This is a genomic window from Paenibacillus sp. LjRoot56 (genome assembly GCF_964253335.1).
GTDB lineage: Bacteria > Bacillota > Bacilli > Paenibacillales > NBRC-103111 > Paenibacillus_E > Paenibacillus_E allorhizoplanae.
The window spans coordinates 2,388,617-2,402,852 of record NZ_CAXURV020000001.1 but is presented as its reverse complement, the minus strand read 5'-3'; the positions used below and the strand labels follow the sequence as shown (position 1 = coordinate 2,402,852).

14 protein-coding genes are annotated in these 14,236 nt (G+C 47.0%); 3 read left to right on the top strand and 11 right to left on the bottom strand.

Annotation, left to right across the window (positions count from 1 at the left end):
• Window positions 1–175: 175 nt before the first annotated feature.
• The 6 genes from pyk to ACSQ8O_RS10810 all read right to left on the bottom strand — a co-directional run bounded on the left by pyk (window position 176) and on the right by ACSQ8O_RS10810 (window position 8,499).
• Window positions 176–1,930 carry a pyruvate kinase gene (pyk, locus tag ACSQ8O_RS10835; RefSeq protein WP_436241565.1) on the bottom strand — a complete coding sequence of 585 codons (1,755 nt, stop codon included), beginning with the start codon at window positions 1,928–1,930 and terminating at the stop codon, window positions 176–178.
• Complete coding sequence (locus ACSQ8O_RS10830) at window positions 1,923–2,903, bottom strand: acetyl-CoA carboxylase carboxyltransferase subunit alpha (RefSeq protein ID WP_056624060.1); 981 nt, start codon at window positions 2,901–2,903, stop codon at window positions 1,923–1,925. Before ACSQ8O_RS10830 ends, pyk begins: the two co-directional genes overlap by 8 nt.
• Window positions 2,893–3,759, bottom strand: a complete 867-nt coding sequence (accD, locus tag ACSQ8O_RS10825; RefSeq protein ID WP_056624064.1) for an acetyl-CoA carboxylase, carboxyltransferase subunit beta — start codon at window positions 3,757–3,759, stop codon at window positions 2,893–2,895. The genes ACSQ8O_RS10830 and accD overlap by 11 nt, the downstream gene beginning before the upstream one ends.
• A 66-nt stretch (window positions 3,760–3,825) precedes the next feature.
• The gene (locus ACSQ8O_RS10820) at window positions 3,826–4,014 is read right to left on the bottom strand and encodes a hypothetical protein (RefSeq protein WP_028554922.1); all 189 of its coding nucleotides are present in this window, start codon (window positions 4,012–4,014) and stop codon (window positions 3,826–3,828) included.
• A 263-nt stretch (window positions 4,015–4,277) separates the two neighbouring features.
• Complete coding sequence (locus ACSQ8O_RS10815; protein WP_056624067.1) at window positions 4,278–4,778, bottom strand: phosphatidylglycerophosphatase A family protein; 501 nt, start codon at window positions 4,776–4,778, stop codon at window positions 4,278–4,280.
• A gap of 121 nt (window positions 4,779–4,899) precedes the next feature.
• Entirely contained in the window at window positions 4,900–8,499 is a 3,600-nt protein-coding gene (locus ACSQ8O_RS10810) for a DNA polymerase III subunit alpha (protein ID WP_436241564.1), read from the bottom strand.
• Between the two features lie 123 nt (window positions 8,500–8,622).
• Between ACSQ8O_RS10810 and ACSQ8O_RS10805 the strand changes: the two genes are divergently transcribed.
• From ACSQ8O_RS10805 to ACSQ8O_RS10795, 3 genes are read left to right on the top strand one after another with little or no spacing between them, the layout of a single operon-like run.
• On the top strand, window positions 8,623–8,955 hold the full coding sequence (locus ACSQ8O_RS10805; RefSeq protein ID WP_056624073.1) for a YtrH family sporulation protein: 333 nt from the start codon (window positions 8,623–8,625) through the stop codon (window positions 8,953–8,955).
• Window positions 8,952–9,443, top strand: a complete 492-nt coding sequence (locus tag ACSQ8O_RS10800) for a hypothetical protein (protein ID WP_436241563.1) — start codon at window positions 8,952–8,954, stop codon at window positions 9,441–9,443. The genes ACSQ8O_RS10805 and ACSQ8O_RS10800 overlap by 4 nt, the downstream gene beginning before the upstream one ends.
• 1 nt (window position 9,444) lies before the next feature.
• Window positions 9,445–9,822: a YtpI family protein gene (locus tag ACSQ8O_RS10795; protein WP_436241562.1), complete on the top strand. Its 378-nt coding sequence runs from the start codon at window positions 9,445–9,447 to the stop codon at window positions 9,820–9,822.
• Here the strand turns inward: ACSQ8O_RS10795 and ACSQ8O_RS10790 are convergent.
• From ACSQ8O_RS10790 to ACSQ8O_RS10770, 5 genes are all read right to left on the bottom strand, one after another.
• On the bottom strand, window positions 9,819–11,147 hold the full coding sequence (locus tag ACSQ8O_RS10790; RefSeq protein WP_436241561.1) for a DRTGG domain-containing protein: 1,329 nt from the start codon (window positions 11,145–11,147) through the stop codon (window positions 9,819–9,821). The two genes, ACSQ8O_RS10795 and ACSQ8O_RS10790, sit on opposite strands and share 4 nt — an antisense overlap.
• Window positions 11,148–11,323: 176 nt before the next feature.
• On the bottom strand, window positions 11,324–11,626 hold the full coding sequence (locus ACSQ8O_RS10785) for a hypothetical protein (protein WP_436241560.1): 303 nt from the start codon (window positions 11,624–11,626) through the stop codon (window positions 11,324–11,326).
• An 86-nt stretch (window positions 11,627–11,712) separates the two neighbouring features.
• Window positions 11,713–12,441, bottom strand: coding sequence for an oxygen-insensitive NADPH nitroreductase (nfsA, locus tag ACSQ8O_RS10780; RefSeq protein WP_436241559.1), 729 nt, complete (start codon window positions 12,439–12,441; stop codon window positions 11,713–11,715).
• Window positions 12,442–12,867: 426 nt separating this feature from the next.
• Window positions 12,868–13,788, bottom strand: coding sequence for an IS3 family transposase (locus tag ACSQ8O_RS10775; protein ID WP_436241947.1), 921 nt, complete (start codon window positions 13,786–13,788; stop codon window positions 12,868–12,870).
• A gap of 11 nt (window positions 13,789–13,799) precedes the next feature.
• Window positions 13,800–14,120: a transposase gene (locus tag ACSQ8O_RS10770; RefSeq protein ID WP_436240722.1), complete on the bottom strand. Its 321-nt coding sequence runs from the start codon at window positions 14,118–14,120 to the stop codon at window positions 13,800–13,802.
• Window positions 14,121–14,236 lie beyond the last annotated feature (116 nt).

Below are 14,236 nucleotides of genomic sequence, written 5' to 3'. Positions count from 1 at the left end.
TAGGGGATGAGTCTTAAATGCTGCTGTGAGGTGCGTTGGTGTCCGTGATGGCTTTCCATTGGAGTAGCTGCGGCATGAAAATTGCTAAATCATGTTTAGAAGAATCAAAAAGCCAACAATACAAAAAAGAGTGAAGCAAGAAATACTCTCGCTTCACTCTTCATTATTTCTTTACTTACAGAACGCTCGCTTGACCTGAGTAGATAACGCCTACTTCTGGGTAAATGGAAACTTCTGTACCGTCTTTAATTAATTCAACGGCATTTTCCACACCTACGATGACTGGAATCCCAAGGCTTAGTGCAACGACTGCCGCATGAGATGTGATGCCGCCCACTTCGGTAATCAAAGCAGATGCTCGTTGAACAGCCGGCATGTACTCTTTATCTGTTGAAACTGTTACCAGCACAGCGCCGTCTACCATTTTGGCGTTAGCTTCTTCAGGTGTGCGCGCCGTTACAACAGTACCCGTAGCCGTTTGCATCCCGATGCCTGTCCCTTTGGCAATCATCTCACCAACGTGATGAACCTTGATTAGGTTCGTTGTTCCAGAGCGTCCTACTGGCACGCCTGCTGTGATGACAACGATATCGCCAAGGGAAACGATTCCTGTTTTGATGGAGCTGTCTACCGCTAGGTTAAATAGCTCATCTGTTGTTTTCGCTTGTGTACCCAACACCGGAATAACACCCCAAACAAGGGATAAACGACGAATCACTTGCTCACTTGGTGTAACTGCGATAATTGGGGATTTCGGACGGTATTTGGATACCATACGCGCTGTGTAACCACTTTCTGTTGCCGTCAGAATCGCTTTCGCACCTAGCTCTAATGCGGAGTTTGCTACGGCTTGCGAGATCGCTTCTGTTACAGTTACTTGTTGCGCTTGTGCTTGACGAAGGAAAATTTCTTTATATTCCAAAGCCGCTTCTGCACGCTCAGCAATACGAGCCATCGTTTCAACGGATTCAACTGGGTATTTCCCAGCAGCTGTTTCACCGGACAACATTACCGCATCTGTTCCGTCGAATACCGCATTCGCTACGTCACTTGCTTCCGCACGTGTAGGACGCGGGTTACGTTGCATGGAATCGAGCATCATTGTAGCCGTAATAACCGGTTTACCAACGATGTTACATTTTTTGATCATTTGCTTTTGAACAACGGGCACGTCTTCAGCAGGAATTTCAACACCAAGATCTCCACGAGCAACCATCAAACCGTCGGAAACTTCAAGAATTTCGTCAAGGTTGTCAACGCCTTCTTGGTTTTCGATTTTGGAGATGATTTGGATATGCGAAGCGTTGTGACGCTCCAATAATTCACGAATTTCCATGACATCACTTGCTTTACGCACGAAAGAAGCTGCGATGAAATCTACACCTTGTTCGATACCGAACACGATATCATTCGCATCTTTTTCTGTGATACCTGGAAGACTGATTTTCACACCTGGTACGTTAACACCTTTTTTACTCTTGATCGTTCCGCCATTGACGATACGGCATTCGATCTCAGTTCCACGAATATCAACAACCGTAAGACCGATTAAACCATCATCGATCAGAATCGTTGATCCGACTTTAACGTCACGCGGCAGCTCCGAATACGTAACTGAGATACGGTCTGTATCCCCAAGAATTTCTTCGGTTGTCAAAATAATATGCTTGTCCTGAACAAGCTCAATTGGCTCTTCTTTTAACTTACCTGTACGGATTTCCGGTCCTTTGGTATCAAGCAAAATTGCAGCTACTTTACCAGTCTCGGCGGATGCAGCGCGAAGGTTGCGGATACGTGCACCGTGCTCTTCAAAATCTCCGTGGGAGAAGTTAAGACGAGCTACGTTCATGCCCGCTTCTAGAAGCTTTTTAAGATTTTCTTGTGATTCGCTTGCTGGTCCAATCGTACAGACAATTTTGGTTTTACGCATGGTTACTGTTACCCTCCTGAGTGAATGTGAACCGACCGATATCTCTAAATTTCCGGTAACGGTCCTCGAGCAGCTCCTGTTCGTTCAAACTTAGCAGTTGCTGAAGCTGTTCCCAGATCGCTGATTTAATATGTTCGGCTTGTGTTGGTAAATCCCGGTGAGCGCCGCCCTTGGGCTCCGGTATGATTCCATCGATGACACCGAGTTCAAGGATGTGATCAGCCGTAATTTTCATAGCTTCTGCCGCGTGTAATGCTTTAGAAGCATCTTTATAAAGAATCGAAGCCGCGCCTTCGGGACTAATAACCGAATAGATCGCGTTCTCCAACATTAACACCTTATTACCTAAACCTAATGCAAGAGCGCCGCCACTGCCGCCCTCTCCGATAACGATACAAATGATCGGCACACGAAAAGAGGCCATTTCCAGTAGATTTCTGGCAATCGCTTCTCCTTGACCGCGTTCTTCCGCAGCATTCCCAGGGAATGCCCCTTTGGTATCAATAAATGTCACAATGGGACGCTTAAATTTGTTAGCTTGACGCATCAAACGCAGCGCTTTACGGAACCCTTCAGGGTGCGGACATCCGAAATTACGTGCGATATTGTCCTTCGTATCTTTCCCTTTTTGGTGACCAACAACCGTCACGGGTACCCCGTTAAGTTTCGCCAGTCCACCAACGATAGCTAGATCATCACCATATAAGCGATCACCATGAAACTCAATGAAATCCGTAAAAATTGTGTTAATATAATCGATCGTCGTCGGTCTTTGAGGATGACGTGCTAATTGCATTTTCTCCGCAGACGTCATCGTTGTATACAGTTCATCCTCTAATTGAGCATATCTTTCTTCCAAACGGCGAATTTCCTCTGAAAAGTCGATTTGCTTTTCTGCCCCAAATTTACGCAGCTCTGCAATTTTGCTTTTTAGTTCCGCCAGTGGCTGTTCAAACGGCATTTCACCCGCCATAAGTCGCCTCCTCCTTCGTTCCATGCATGTCGAGCAGCTTAATTAACGTCGGTCTCATATCCTTGCGGCAGACGACCTTGTCGAGCTGACCATGCTCGAGATTGAATTCAGATGTTTGGAAATTATCCGGAAGCTTCTGCTTAATCGTTTGCTCGATAACACGGCGGCCCGTAAAACCAAACGAAGCAGCCGGTTCTGCAATAATAATATCGCCAAGCATCGCAAAGCTCGCCGAAACCCCGCCGAATGTCGGATCGGTAATAATAGATATGAATAATCCGCCATCCTCGCTGAGCTTGGACAATGCTGCACTCGTTTTGGCCATTTGCATAAGGCTAAGAATACTTTCTTGCATACGTGCGCCACCAGATGTGGAATAAATGAGAATCGGAAGCTTTTTCTCAATCGCAATTTCGACGGCTCTCGTCATTTTCTCACCGACAACGGAACCTAGCGAGCCTCCCATAAAATCAAAGCTCATCGCCGCAACGATAACCGGAAAACCGCCAATTGTTCCTTGACCCGTCATAATCGCATCTTGAAGTTTCGTTGCATTCTTGGCTTTGTCCAATTTCTCGACATAATCAGGAAACTGCAATGGATCTTCGGAGATCATATCCGCATCAAATTCTACAAATTGACCTTCATCGAGCGTAAGTTGGATTCGTTCAGATGCGCTTAAACGATAATGATAACCGCAAGACGTACACACTTTTAGATTCTTCTCAAGCTCTTTGCTTGTTTGAATCGTGCCACACTTCGGACATTTATTCATTAAACCCTCAGGAATATCCCTTTTCGTTCTCTCGGAAGGAATCGTTGCATATTTTCGCTTTTGAAATAAATCCTTTAGCACATTTCCACCTCTACTTGGCTATGATCTATATTCCCTGACAAGCCACGTTTCTTAGTTCTACTTTATTTATCTATGTAAAATAGAATTGAGCACTTCTTGTACTTCTTCTAGCTCCCCTTCGGGAACAACAATTTCAAACTGATTTTTGGATAAAGAGATGCCTCGTACCTGAACTAGAAAACCTTCTTCCGTCAGTCTCTGTTTAATCCGCTCTGCAATTTTCGCAGTAGGAGCTATATAGATCACCGTCCACATGAATAAACCTCCTATGACGTGCAACTACAACCACTAAGGCAACTAAGCAATGACGATAATAACATCCTTTATACGCATAGGAACACACAATGCAATAATGATAGCATAATTCCACTTTTGCCCGCAACAGAGCACATCGATGAAACGAAAATAAACGACTACACAGTCCACTTTGGACGTGAGCGTTTATCTAGAAATATAGCAGATTTATCGCGTGAAACATATCATTTCTATATGTTAAATAAAGCCTGAACTATTTAGGCTTAGTCCAGACGGTGTTTAGAGCTATAATCAGGTGCATGCTCATTTTGGTGAGCGATTCTGGCTGAGGCTGCTGCCGCTAATCCACAAACTAAATCGTCTAGAAACACATGAACAGCGCTACGATCATCATTCAAAGCGCGAATAATTCCAATTTTTTCCTTATCCAAGTAGCCGAAGCTGGTTAAACCGATCATCCCATAAACATGAACAATTCCTAGAGCTAAAGTCTCGTCTACCCCATAGAGTGGTTCATCCACCTCAAGAATCGATTGCAGCGGCTCTGGCAGCAGTTTCTTCTCGGCTAATTCATCCAGTGCAATCCCTGTATAGAGGGTGTATTGCACTTCACGCTTAGAAAGTACGGCCATTACACTGTCTACACATTCTTCAATCGTGAGTTGATCATTATACGGCTTCTGCAGCTTGTATACAATTTCTGAGACTTGATCCACGGACACGCCGCGTTTCTGGAGTAGCTGGATCATGTGTTGTTCGGTCATAAATCCTCCTCCTAGCAATGGGATGCTTATATGAATAAGAAAAGCCGGGTTCCTATTCATATGCGGAGGAAGTCATATTTACCACAAGAACGACAAGAGAAAAACAACGATTAATATTTTCTCATTTTACTCGGACGGAATCTTTGCCCATAATCGTCTCGATCATGCGCGTAAGATCCTTGTTCGGATCGACCCGGTACTGGTCGCTCAAGGCCAAGAGCTTGTTGCTGCTCTCATAGAATAGCGCAACCGCAAGCTGACCCTTATGCAGCTTCAACAGCGCCTTAAGCTGCAGGAGCTTATCCGGCTGCTCGCAGTCAGCCGTGATCTTGACGAACACGCGCTGCGGCTTCGCCTCAGCAGCGGTAGGCTGTGGGCGGCCCGCTGCCGGGGCCGCCTGCGGTGCTGGAGCGGCGCTGCGCGCGCCGCTCTGTGAGGCAGCCGGGCGCGGTGCACGATCCCTGACGTCGTCAGGGGATCGTCTGCCCGCTGGCTGCCGGCGAAGCCGCTGGACGGCCTCCGGGTCGTCCAGCGCAGCAAGCTGCTCCGCGAGCAGCTTGGGCGGGTCCTCGTCCTGAAGCTGCAGCTTCGCACGGACGAGGACCAGTCTGCCCTTCTGCACGAGCGGAGCCGACTTCTTCCAGGTCTCGGGGAACAAGACCACCTCGACCTTATCAATGCGATCCTCCAGCTCCATGAACGCCATCGGGTCACCCTTTTTGGTGACGATTGTCTTGTTCGAGAGGATCATCCCCGCAACCAGAACATCGCTATGATCTGGAAGTTCTGTTAACTGATGCAGCATTACGGCATCCAGCTCTGCTAGCTGTTCCGTGTAGGCATCCAGTGGATGACCAGAGATATACATACCGAGCAGCTCTTTCTCGAGCTCCAGCTGCTTGGATTGCGGCATTGGAGGGATATTCGGCACCTCCACCTCCCAGTTCGGCTCTTCAACGAATCCGAACAGGTGAAGCTGCAGATCGTCCCGTTCCTTGCGCCATTTCGTAGCAGAAGCAATGGTTTCATCTAGGATAGCGAGATGTTGGGCACGATGACCGCCAAGCGAATCGAAAGCTCCGCCTTGAATCAGCGATTCAACCACCCTTTTATTACAAACACGAAGGTCGACCCTGCGACAGAAATCAAGCAAGCTCTCAAACGGAGCTTTCTTTCTCTCACTAAGAATGGCATCGATGGCTTGTGTTCCGACATTTTTGATAGCAGCCAGTCCAAATCGGATCGCGCCAGCACTCGAATCCGGCGTAAATACCGTTCCACTGCCGTTCACATCGGGTGGCAGGACAGCTAACTTCACTCGTCTGCATTCGTCCACATACTCAGCGACCTTGCGATGATTCCCCATAACGGCGGTTAGCATCGAGGCCATGAAGTAGATCGGATAATGCGCTTTAAGATAAGCCGTTTGGAAAGCAAGGACGCCATAGGCTGTTGCATGCGCTCGTGGGAAGCCGTAATCGGCAAAACGCACGATCATATCGTACACATGGTTCGCCTCATCCGCGTTAAAGCCTTGACGTAAACTTCCCGAAACGAAATGTGTACGCTCTTCATCGAGGACTTCCCGCTTCTTTTTGGAAACAGCTCTACGTAATAGATCCGCTTCTCCTAAGCTGAAACCAGCCATAGACGAGGCAATTTGCATGATTTGCTCTTGATACACGATGATGCCGTATGTGTCCCGAAGAATGGGCTCAAGCGTTGGATGCGGATAAACAACTTCCACTTGTCCGTGCTTACCGGCAATATATTTGGGAATAAACTCCATCGGACCTGGACGATACAAGGCTAAGACGGAAATAATATCTTCGAATTCGGATGGCTTCAAGTCCTTGAGGACCTTGCGACAGCCTGTTGACTCCAATTGGAATACGCCTGTTGTTTCCCCTCTGCTGAGCATCTCATAGGTGATATCATCCGAATCCATATTCAGGAGATCGAAGTTAATCTGAACCTCTTCCATTTCGGAAAGCCAATCAACCGTTCGTTCAATAATGGATAGCGTCCGTAAGCCCAAGAAATCCATCTTGAGGAGTCCGATGGCCTCTAAATGCTCCATCGTATATTGGGTGAGTGCCGTCTGTGTCGTTCCTTCTTGTAGAGGTACGTAATGAGTCAGCGGCTCTCGCGAAATGACGACTCCGGCAGCATGCGTTGAAGCATGGCGCGGCATCCCCTCAACTCGCATAGCCATCTCTAATAGTTCTGCGGTCTTCGGTTGTCTGGCTACCATCCCTTTCAAATCTGAGCTAACCTGAAGTGCTTCCTTCAAAGTCATCCCAAGTTGATTCGGAATTGCTTTAGCTGCACGATCCACATCCCCATAGGGCACATTGAGGACACGCCCTACATCCCGAACTGCGGCTTTCGCTGCCATCGTTCCGAAGGTAATAATTTGGGCAACGTGTTCATGACCATATTTGGCAACGACATAATCAATAACTTCATCCCGACGTTCGTCGCTAAAATCGATATCAATATCGGGCATCGTTATCCGTTCCGGATTCAAAAATCGTTCGAATAGCAGCTTATATTGCAGCGGATCGACATTCGTGATGCGGAGGACATACGCTACTAAGCTTCCCGCAGAGGATCCCCGCCCTGGCCCTGTCATGATCCGTTTCTCATGCGCGAATCGAATAAAGTCCCACACGATTAAAAAGTAATCCGAGAAGCCCATGTTCGCTATGACACCAAGCTCGTAAGAGAGTCGTTCTTCGGCTTGTTTTCTCAAAGGATGGCTCGCATCGTGCCACTCAGGCTTGCTGCCATAACGCTGTTCTAGCCCTAGTCTGCACAGCTCCTGCAAATAAGCCCCTGCTGTTAAATGCTCAGGTATCGGACTAAAACTTGGCAAAATCGACTTACCGAACGTCAGTTCTAATTCACAGCGCGAGGCAACCACAGCAGTATTCGCAAGCGCTTCAGGCACATGGACGAATAAACGCCGCATTTCCTCTTCGCTTTTCAAATACATCTGACTTGTTCCCATCTTGAGCCGATCCGTGTCCTCTACCGTTTTGCCAGTGCCTATACAAATAAGAATATCCTGCATCACATGGTCTGGCTCTGTTACATAATGCACATCATTCGTTGCAATTAAAGGAATCCCGGTTTCTTTGCTCAATTCGATCATGGAAACCATCACTTTTTTCTGCTCAATCATGCCATGATCTTGAATCTCCAGAAAGAAATCATCACCGAATATGTCGCGATAACGCTCTGCTGCTTTGCGAGCCTCGTCATATCGGTTATGCAGCAAATGCTGAGAAACCTCACTGCCTAAGCAGGAACTAAGGCAAATGAGCCCTTCCGAGTGCTGGGACAAATGTTCTAAATCAATACGCGGTTTATAGTGAAAGCCCTGTAGATGTGCAATCGACGTGAGCTTCATTAGGTTTTGATAGCCTTTGAAATTTTTGGCAAGCAAAATAAGGTGATAAATCGGCTGTTCCTGCCGTGTCCCTTTTTCACGAATGGAACTCGAAGTGAAGTAAACCTCACAGCCAATAATTGGTTTGATGCCCCGCTGTTTGCAAGCTTTGTAGAATGCGATCGCCCCGTACATGACGCCATGATCTGTCAACGCCAGAGAGGTCATGCCCAGATTAGCCGCTTGTGAAACAAGCTCCTCCATCCGTGCCGCACCGTCTAATAAACTATATTCACTATGCACATGCAGATGTACAAACGAACTCATCCGCTGGTTCCCCCCTTCTTTCGTGATTTATTCCTTACATTTTATCATATTGGAGCTAGCCAGTCCCATACAGTAGTAGAGAGAGATTGTCCTCCAACTCAGTAGAAAGGAAGCGATTGGCACATGGCTGGCTTTTGGGCAAGTATTATCATGTATTTCTGTATTGCGTTTGGGGTTGTATTCGGAGGCAGTATGCTGAGCGGCATCGCAGCCGTATTAACATTGCAATCTCCAACGGAGAAAATGCTGACCATTTCGGAAAATATCAAGATTTGGGCGATGGTCGCTGCGGTTGGCGGTACCATTGATCCAATCCGTTATATTGAAAGTCACGTGGCCATCGGCCATCTCAATCCGGCAATCAAGCAGATTGTCTATATCGTCGTTGCTTTTACAGGGGCACAATTTGGAACTGCGCTTATTCAAATGATCTGCAAAGGTGGGCATCAGCCTTGAGAATCCCTCCTTTTGCAAGATACCAACGACTGCTGGCGAGCTTTGGACTGCTGTTGTCGGGAGCGATCATTGGGAGTGCCGTGTACATGAGTATTCATCAACACACATACAACGAGTTATATGTGCAATTGCATAAAGTTTTGCAGGAAAATAGTGATCTCGAAGATGATATCGCTAGCTTGAAAAAAACCAAAAATAATCAAACCTTAGTCAATGTTATTAATGTTCATCTGATGCCCAAAAATCAAGATGATCTAATCAGTGAGGATATTCAAAAGGAAATCGAAGGCGATGTGAAAGCGGAGCTCAAGCTCGTCATTGGCCAAAAGGCAACTTTCGTCCGGGATTCACAGCCCCTTTATGAGCGATTGATCACGCAAAGAACGTATTTCCTGCACGATAAAAAATATGTCGTCGAGGTCAAATCCATTGTGTTAATCCAAACCGAATTAACCCTTTGGATTACAGCGCAAGAGAAAAAAACATAACATGAAATGGTCGCTCATCTTGCAATCCCCTCTTAAAATCGCTAAAGTTAATTGTAAATTCAACGAAAAGGGACGGATTGTCGTTATGTACGCCATACAATTGACGTTATTCATTCTTATTTGCCTCTTCCTTGGGCTTACCTTGTTCTATAGCATTCGCTCACGTCGCGAATCAGATGCTGCCAAACGAGGCTTGTACACAGCACGCATGAACATTTGCATGGGCTTGATGCTAGTACTCATTGCGATTACACAGATCTTCTTCTTCAGTGAATCCAGCTTCCGCCGCATTTTCGGTACCGTGCTCGTATTGATCGGTGTATTCAATGTTTTCGTTGGTATCCGAAATCACGGTCACTTTGATCGTCTGCTCCGCTAGATCACTTGTGCGGTTAGCATCGCCTTGGAAACCAGGGCTCCTACATGATAAATTTCTACATCGATCTTGCCAAATTTACGGCTCACCTCAATGATGGTGGGTCGTATTTCTATTTTGGAATCAATCTGAAGCGGCTTCAGAAAATAGGTCGACATATTATCCATGACGAGATCTCCCTTCTTATGCTCCTGCACAATACGGTAAGCCGCCTGCGTCATAAGTGTCGTGAGAACCCCTTCCGAAACCGTCCCCAAATGATTCGTCATCTGCGGGGTAATTACGCCATGAAATTGCAGTTTGCCCTTCTCATCTCTGACCTCTTCCATCCCGGACCAGATCAAATCTTCAAAGGTTTCGCCGTTCTGCGGCTGTTTCTGAATCGATTGCATGGCTTTCAAAATATCGCTGCGGTTCAGCACACCGACGATTTTGCGATTGGTATCCACAACTGGCAAAAGCTCAATGCCTTCCCACACCATCATGTGTGCGGCAGATGCGACCGATGTCTGAGGCGAAACGGTTAATGGATTGCGTGTCATTAATTTATCAACGGATTGCTGGATACTCGCGCCAACCATATCTTTGGACGTTACAACACCGATAATCCGATTCCACTCATCGACAACAGGAAAGCGGCTGTAGCCCGTATCTTCGGACATGCGCTGCCAATCCTTCAATGTACTGTTCGCCTTTAAGGCGAAGAGAGCTGCACCAGAGGCGAGAATATCTTCCACGAGCATGATTTTCTTTTTGATCAAACGATCGTAGATTGCCCGGTTAATCATGGATGCGACGGTAAACGTGTCATAGCTGCTTGAAATAATTGGCAGTTCCAGCTCATCCGCTAGAACTTTGACGTCAGGACTCGTATTAAATCCACCTGTAATGAGAACGCCGGCGCCTTGCTCGAGTGCACACAAGTGAGCTTTATTCCGGTTACCTACAATAAGTAAGCTGCCTGCCTCAATGTAACGCATCATGGCGTCTTGCTCCATTGCACCGATGACGAACTTATGCAGCGTCTTATGCAGCCCCTTCGCTCCGCCAAGCACCTGGCCATCCACCATGTTCACAACCTCGGCAAAAGTCAGCTTATCAATGTTCTGACGAAGCTTCTTCTCGACACGAACGGTTCCGATCCGCTCTTTCGTTGAAACGAGACCCTGATTCTCGGCCTCTTTAATTGCGCGGTATGCTGTGCCTTCGCTGACTTCCATATTTTTGGCGATTTTGCGTACAGAAATCCGACTTCCTAGCTTCAAGTCCTCAATGTACCGCAAAATCTGCTCATGCTTCGTTAATGTATCGACGGAATGTGTATCCAACTGTTACACCTCATTATTAGATCCTGTATTAGTCTGTACTACTAGTATAATCGTTCCACTGGGTAAGAACAATGAGGGTTTGGAAGATGGAAAAGCATCCAACCCTATAGGATTGGATGCTTCATATTCATTATACCAAACATATGTTCGAAGTCAAAGTTTAGCTCATTCTTCGCTTACTTACGGAATTGAAGAAGCTTCCGTCTGCCTTGTACAAGCTGTTCCATTTGCCATTTCTTCATCCGGTTAATGCGGAGTTGTTGCTTGCGTTTCTCTTCATCTACACCAAGGATTTGGTGCAAATGAGCAGCGATGATAAGCAAGGCCATCACAAGCCAGATGACGCTAAAAATCATCGGCAATGAGCCCACTTCGCGAAAATTCAATTGGGGAATGGAATAAAATAACATGCCGACCGCCAAACTCATGTACACGATATTTTTGAAACCTTTCAACCGAATCACACGCCTTTCGTTCATAATAACCTCGAACCTAGCTCTACCTACTTCCATTGTATGAGACAAGTCGTCGAGATATGAATGCGTGGGGCGCAGTAAGACCAAGTTTATTCTACTTCGTAGCCTTGGCTGCTCAGAAAGGCTTTCATATGCTTCCTTGGACGCTGCGCTTTCGCAGCCATTTCCTTGGACCAGGTCGTATCGACTTTGCCGCCGGTACGCACGTTCATGTAATCGCGGAGCGTTTCGTCGTATGCCTCGACCGCGGATGGGTTGTGCGTATACCGATTCTCATGGTATACGGCTTCAAGCGGGAGCCGCGGGCGGTGCAGCGGCTCTTGGTCCGGCATGCCGATGCACATGCCGAAGATCGGGTACACAAGCTGAGGCAGGCCCAGCAGCTCGGATACTTCCGCGGGCTTATTGCGCAGCCCACCGATATAGCAGACGCCGAGGCCGAGTGACTCGGCAGCGATCGCTGCATTTTGCGCAGCTAATGCAGCCTCGACCGTGGCAATGATGAGATTCTCAGCATTGCCGGTGACCGGCGTGTCCACGTGTTGGTGGACCGCCTCCGCGTAGCGGTGTAGGTCTGCGCACCACACGAGGAACAGCGGGCACTCGCTGACGTAAGCTTGATTGCCAGCTAGCTCGGCTAGCTGGTTCTTCAGATCAGCATCTGTCACATGGATGATGCTGTAAGCTTGCATATTGCTCGAGGTGGAGGCAGCTTGAGCTGCCTGAATAATCGCCTCGCGTTGCTCGGTACTTACGGGCTCATTCGTAAATTTACGAATAGAGCGATGACTTTTTAGTAGATCAATGATTGCATTCATGAATGGGTCCACTCCTCTATCTCTTTTCTATCAGTATCCTTGAATTTGGAGCGATTTTCAAATGCTAATCAGAATTGAAATGAGAGGTGTTTGGGCGGGCTGGTGTTGAGGCGGTTGCAGAGACTGGGGTCGTGAGGACGAAGATGCTAGAGTAGATAGTGGGGCTGGTAACTGATGATGAGGGGAGCTTAAGTTGGCGATCGGGCTTGTAGTGGTGCGGTGGCTGAGACTTGTGATCGGGCTTGTAGTGGTGCGGGGAGCTGAAGAAAAGGATAAAAAGTAGACCAAAGATGCGAAAGTGCAACCTTTTCACCTCATTCCGGCTCAAAACTAGTAAATTGTTGCAAATACGGCTAGGCCCCTTTAATCCGGAGTCTTAGCCTACAGTCTTTGCTCATTCTTAGAAATACTCTTTATTTCGAGCGTTTACATGGAATTATGAAATGCTGATGAGTCGTCGAGCGTCTTTACCCATTCCGAAAACTTCCTTGGTGGCATTAACTTCAAACTACCGTGCATCTTACGATTGTTGTAAAAGTCCATATAGTCGTCGAGCCCCTTATACGCTTCATCAAAGGTCATGAAATCTCTTTGACTGAAGAGATCGCGTTCTAGCAGGCTATGGAAAGACTCGATGAAGGCATTCAAGTTCGGGGTTCGTGGCGGTATGCGCTCATGGACTAGATCAAGGCTCTCGCAGGTGTCTTGAAATAACTTGCTAATGAATTGTGGCCCGTTGTCCGTTCGAACGACGGGTAACGTTTCATTTGCTGTTGTCCGGTTCTGTAACGCGTTCCACAGTGTTTGGACGGCATGTTTGGCTTCACATACCCGACCCTTGTATTGTCCAACGACGACGCGGTCGAACACATCAATAATACTGAGTACATAAAAGAAACGTTCCTGTCCAATGACATAACCATACTTAATATCCATTTGCCAGAGCTGGTTGTGCCCCGTAATGGATCTGTTTTTCGCTAATCTGCGAGGATGTGTTTGGATCCTTTTGCGTTGTTTTTGAAGGATTCCTAGCTCTTTACACAAGCGATACGACTTCTTTTTGTTCAGTATCACACCACGTTGGTTGCGAACACATTGTGCTAGAAGCTTATAGCCGTAGACATGTTCTTCGCCTTCAAGGAGTTCGAGCAGCCACTCTTTGATCTGTTCGTCACTAACCGTATCCCCCGATTCCGTAAGCGAATAGCCAGGCACTGGACGCCCCATTACAGCAACTTCCGGGCTTTTTGGTTCCAATTGTGCAGCTCGCTTTTTCCGATCATAGTAGGTGGATTCTGACAATCCAAGTATGCGCAGAACCTTTGCAGTTGGATTTCCCCGCTTAATAAATAGGTCTGCTACTTCAAATTTTTCAGATAAGCGGGGTTCTTCTTTTTTAGCAGCTCACGTAAAATCTCAATTTCTAGTTCCTTTTCACCAAGCACCTTACAGGCCTTTTCATAGCGTTCTTCAACTTTTTGTAGCCTTTGAAGTTCCTGTAAATGCTCGTCAGCCTTAGGTATTTCTTCTTGTGGAATGGAATCACGATGCTCCCTAATCCACTCCCGGATAGTTTCTGGATGAATGTCGTACATGCGGGCTAACACCCCAACCTTAACTCCAGCCAATGCTTCTTTAACAATTTTAAGACGTTCTTCTTGGTTCAACCTTTTTCCCATACCGGATCATCTCCCTTATCCCTATTTTAATAAAATGGGTAGGAAGACTCCAGTTTCTTTAGGGGGCCTAGGAGAATAAGCATCCTTTTCGCAAGAAAACATGCTTTCTTTACGAT

What these genes read in the sequence shown, in the direction of transcription:
- pyk (WP_436241565.1), bottom strand. Translation starts at nt 1,930, where the DNA reads ATGCGTAAAACCAAAATTGTCTGTACGATTGGACCAGCAAGCGAATCA.
- ACSQ8O_RS10830 (WP_056624060.1), bottom strand. Translation starts at nt 2,903, where the DNA reads ATGGCGGGTGAAATGCCGTTTGAACAGCCACTGGCGGAACTAAAAAGC.
- ACSQ8O_RS10820 (WP_028554922.1), bottom strand. Translation starts at nt 4,014, where the DNA reads ATGTGGACGGTGATCTATATAGCTCCTACTGCGAAAATTGCAGAGCGG.
- ACSQ8O_RS10815 (WP_056624067.1), bottom strand. Translation starts at nt 4,778, where the DNA reads ATGACCGAACAACACATGATCCAGCTACTCCAGAAACGCGGCGTGTCC.
- ACSQ8O_RS10810 (WP_436241564.1), bottom strand. Translation starts at nt 8,499, where the DNA reads ATGAGTTCGTTTGTACATCTGCATGTGCATAGTGAATATAGTTTATTA.
- ACSQ8O_RS10805 (WP_056624073.1), top strand. Translation starts at nt 8,623, where the DNA reads ATGGCTGGCTTTTGGGCAAGTATTATCATGTATTTCTGTATTGCGTTT.
- ACSQ8O_RS10795 (WP_436241562.1), top strand. Translation starts at nt 9,445, where the DNA reads ATGAAATGGTCGCTCATCTTGCAATCCCCTCTTAAAATCGCTAAAGTT.
- ACSQ8O_RS10785 (WP_436241560.1), bottom strand. Translation starts at nt 11,626, where the DNA reads ATGAACGAAAGGCGTGTGATTCGGTTGAAAGGTTTCAAAAATATCGTG.
- nfsA (WP_436241559.1), bottom strand. Translation starts at nt 12,441, where the DNA reads ATGAATGCAATCATTGATCTACTAAAAAGTCATCGCTCTATTCGTAAA.
- ACSQ8O_RS10770 (WP_436240722.1), bottom strand. Translation starts at nt 14,120, where the DNA reads ATGGGAAAAAGGTTGAACCAAGAAGAACGTCTTAAAATTGTTAAAGAA.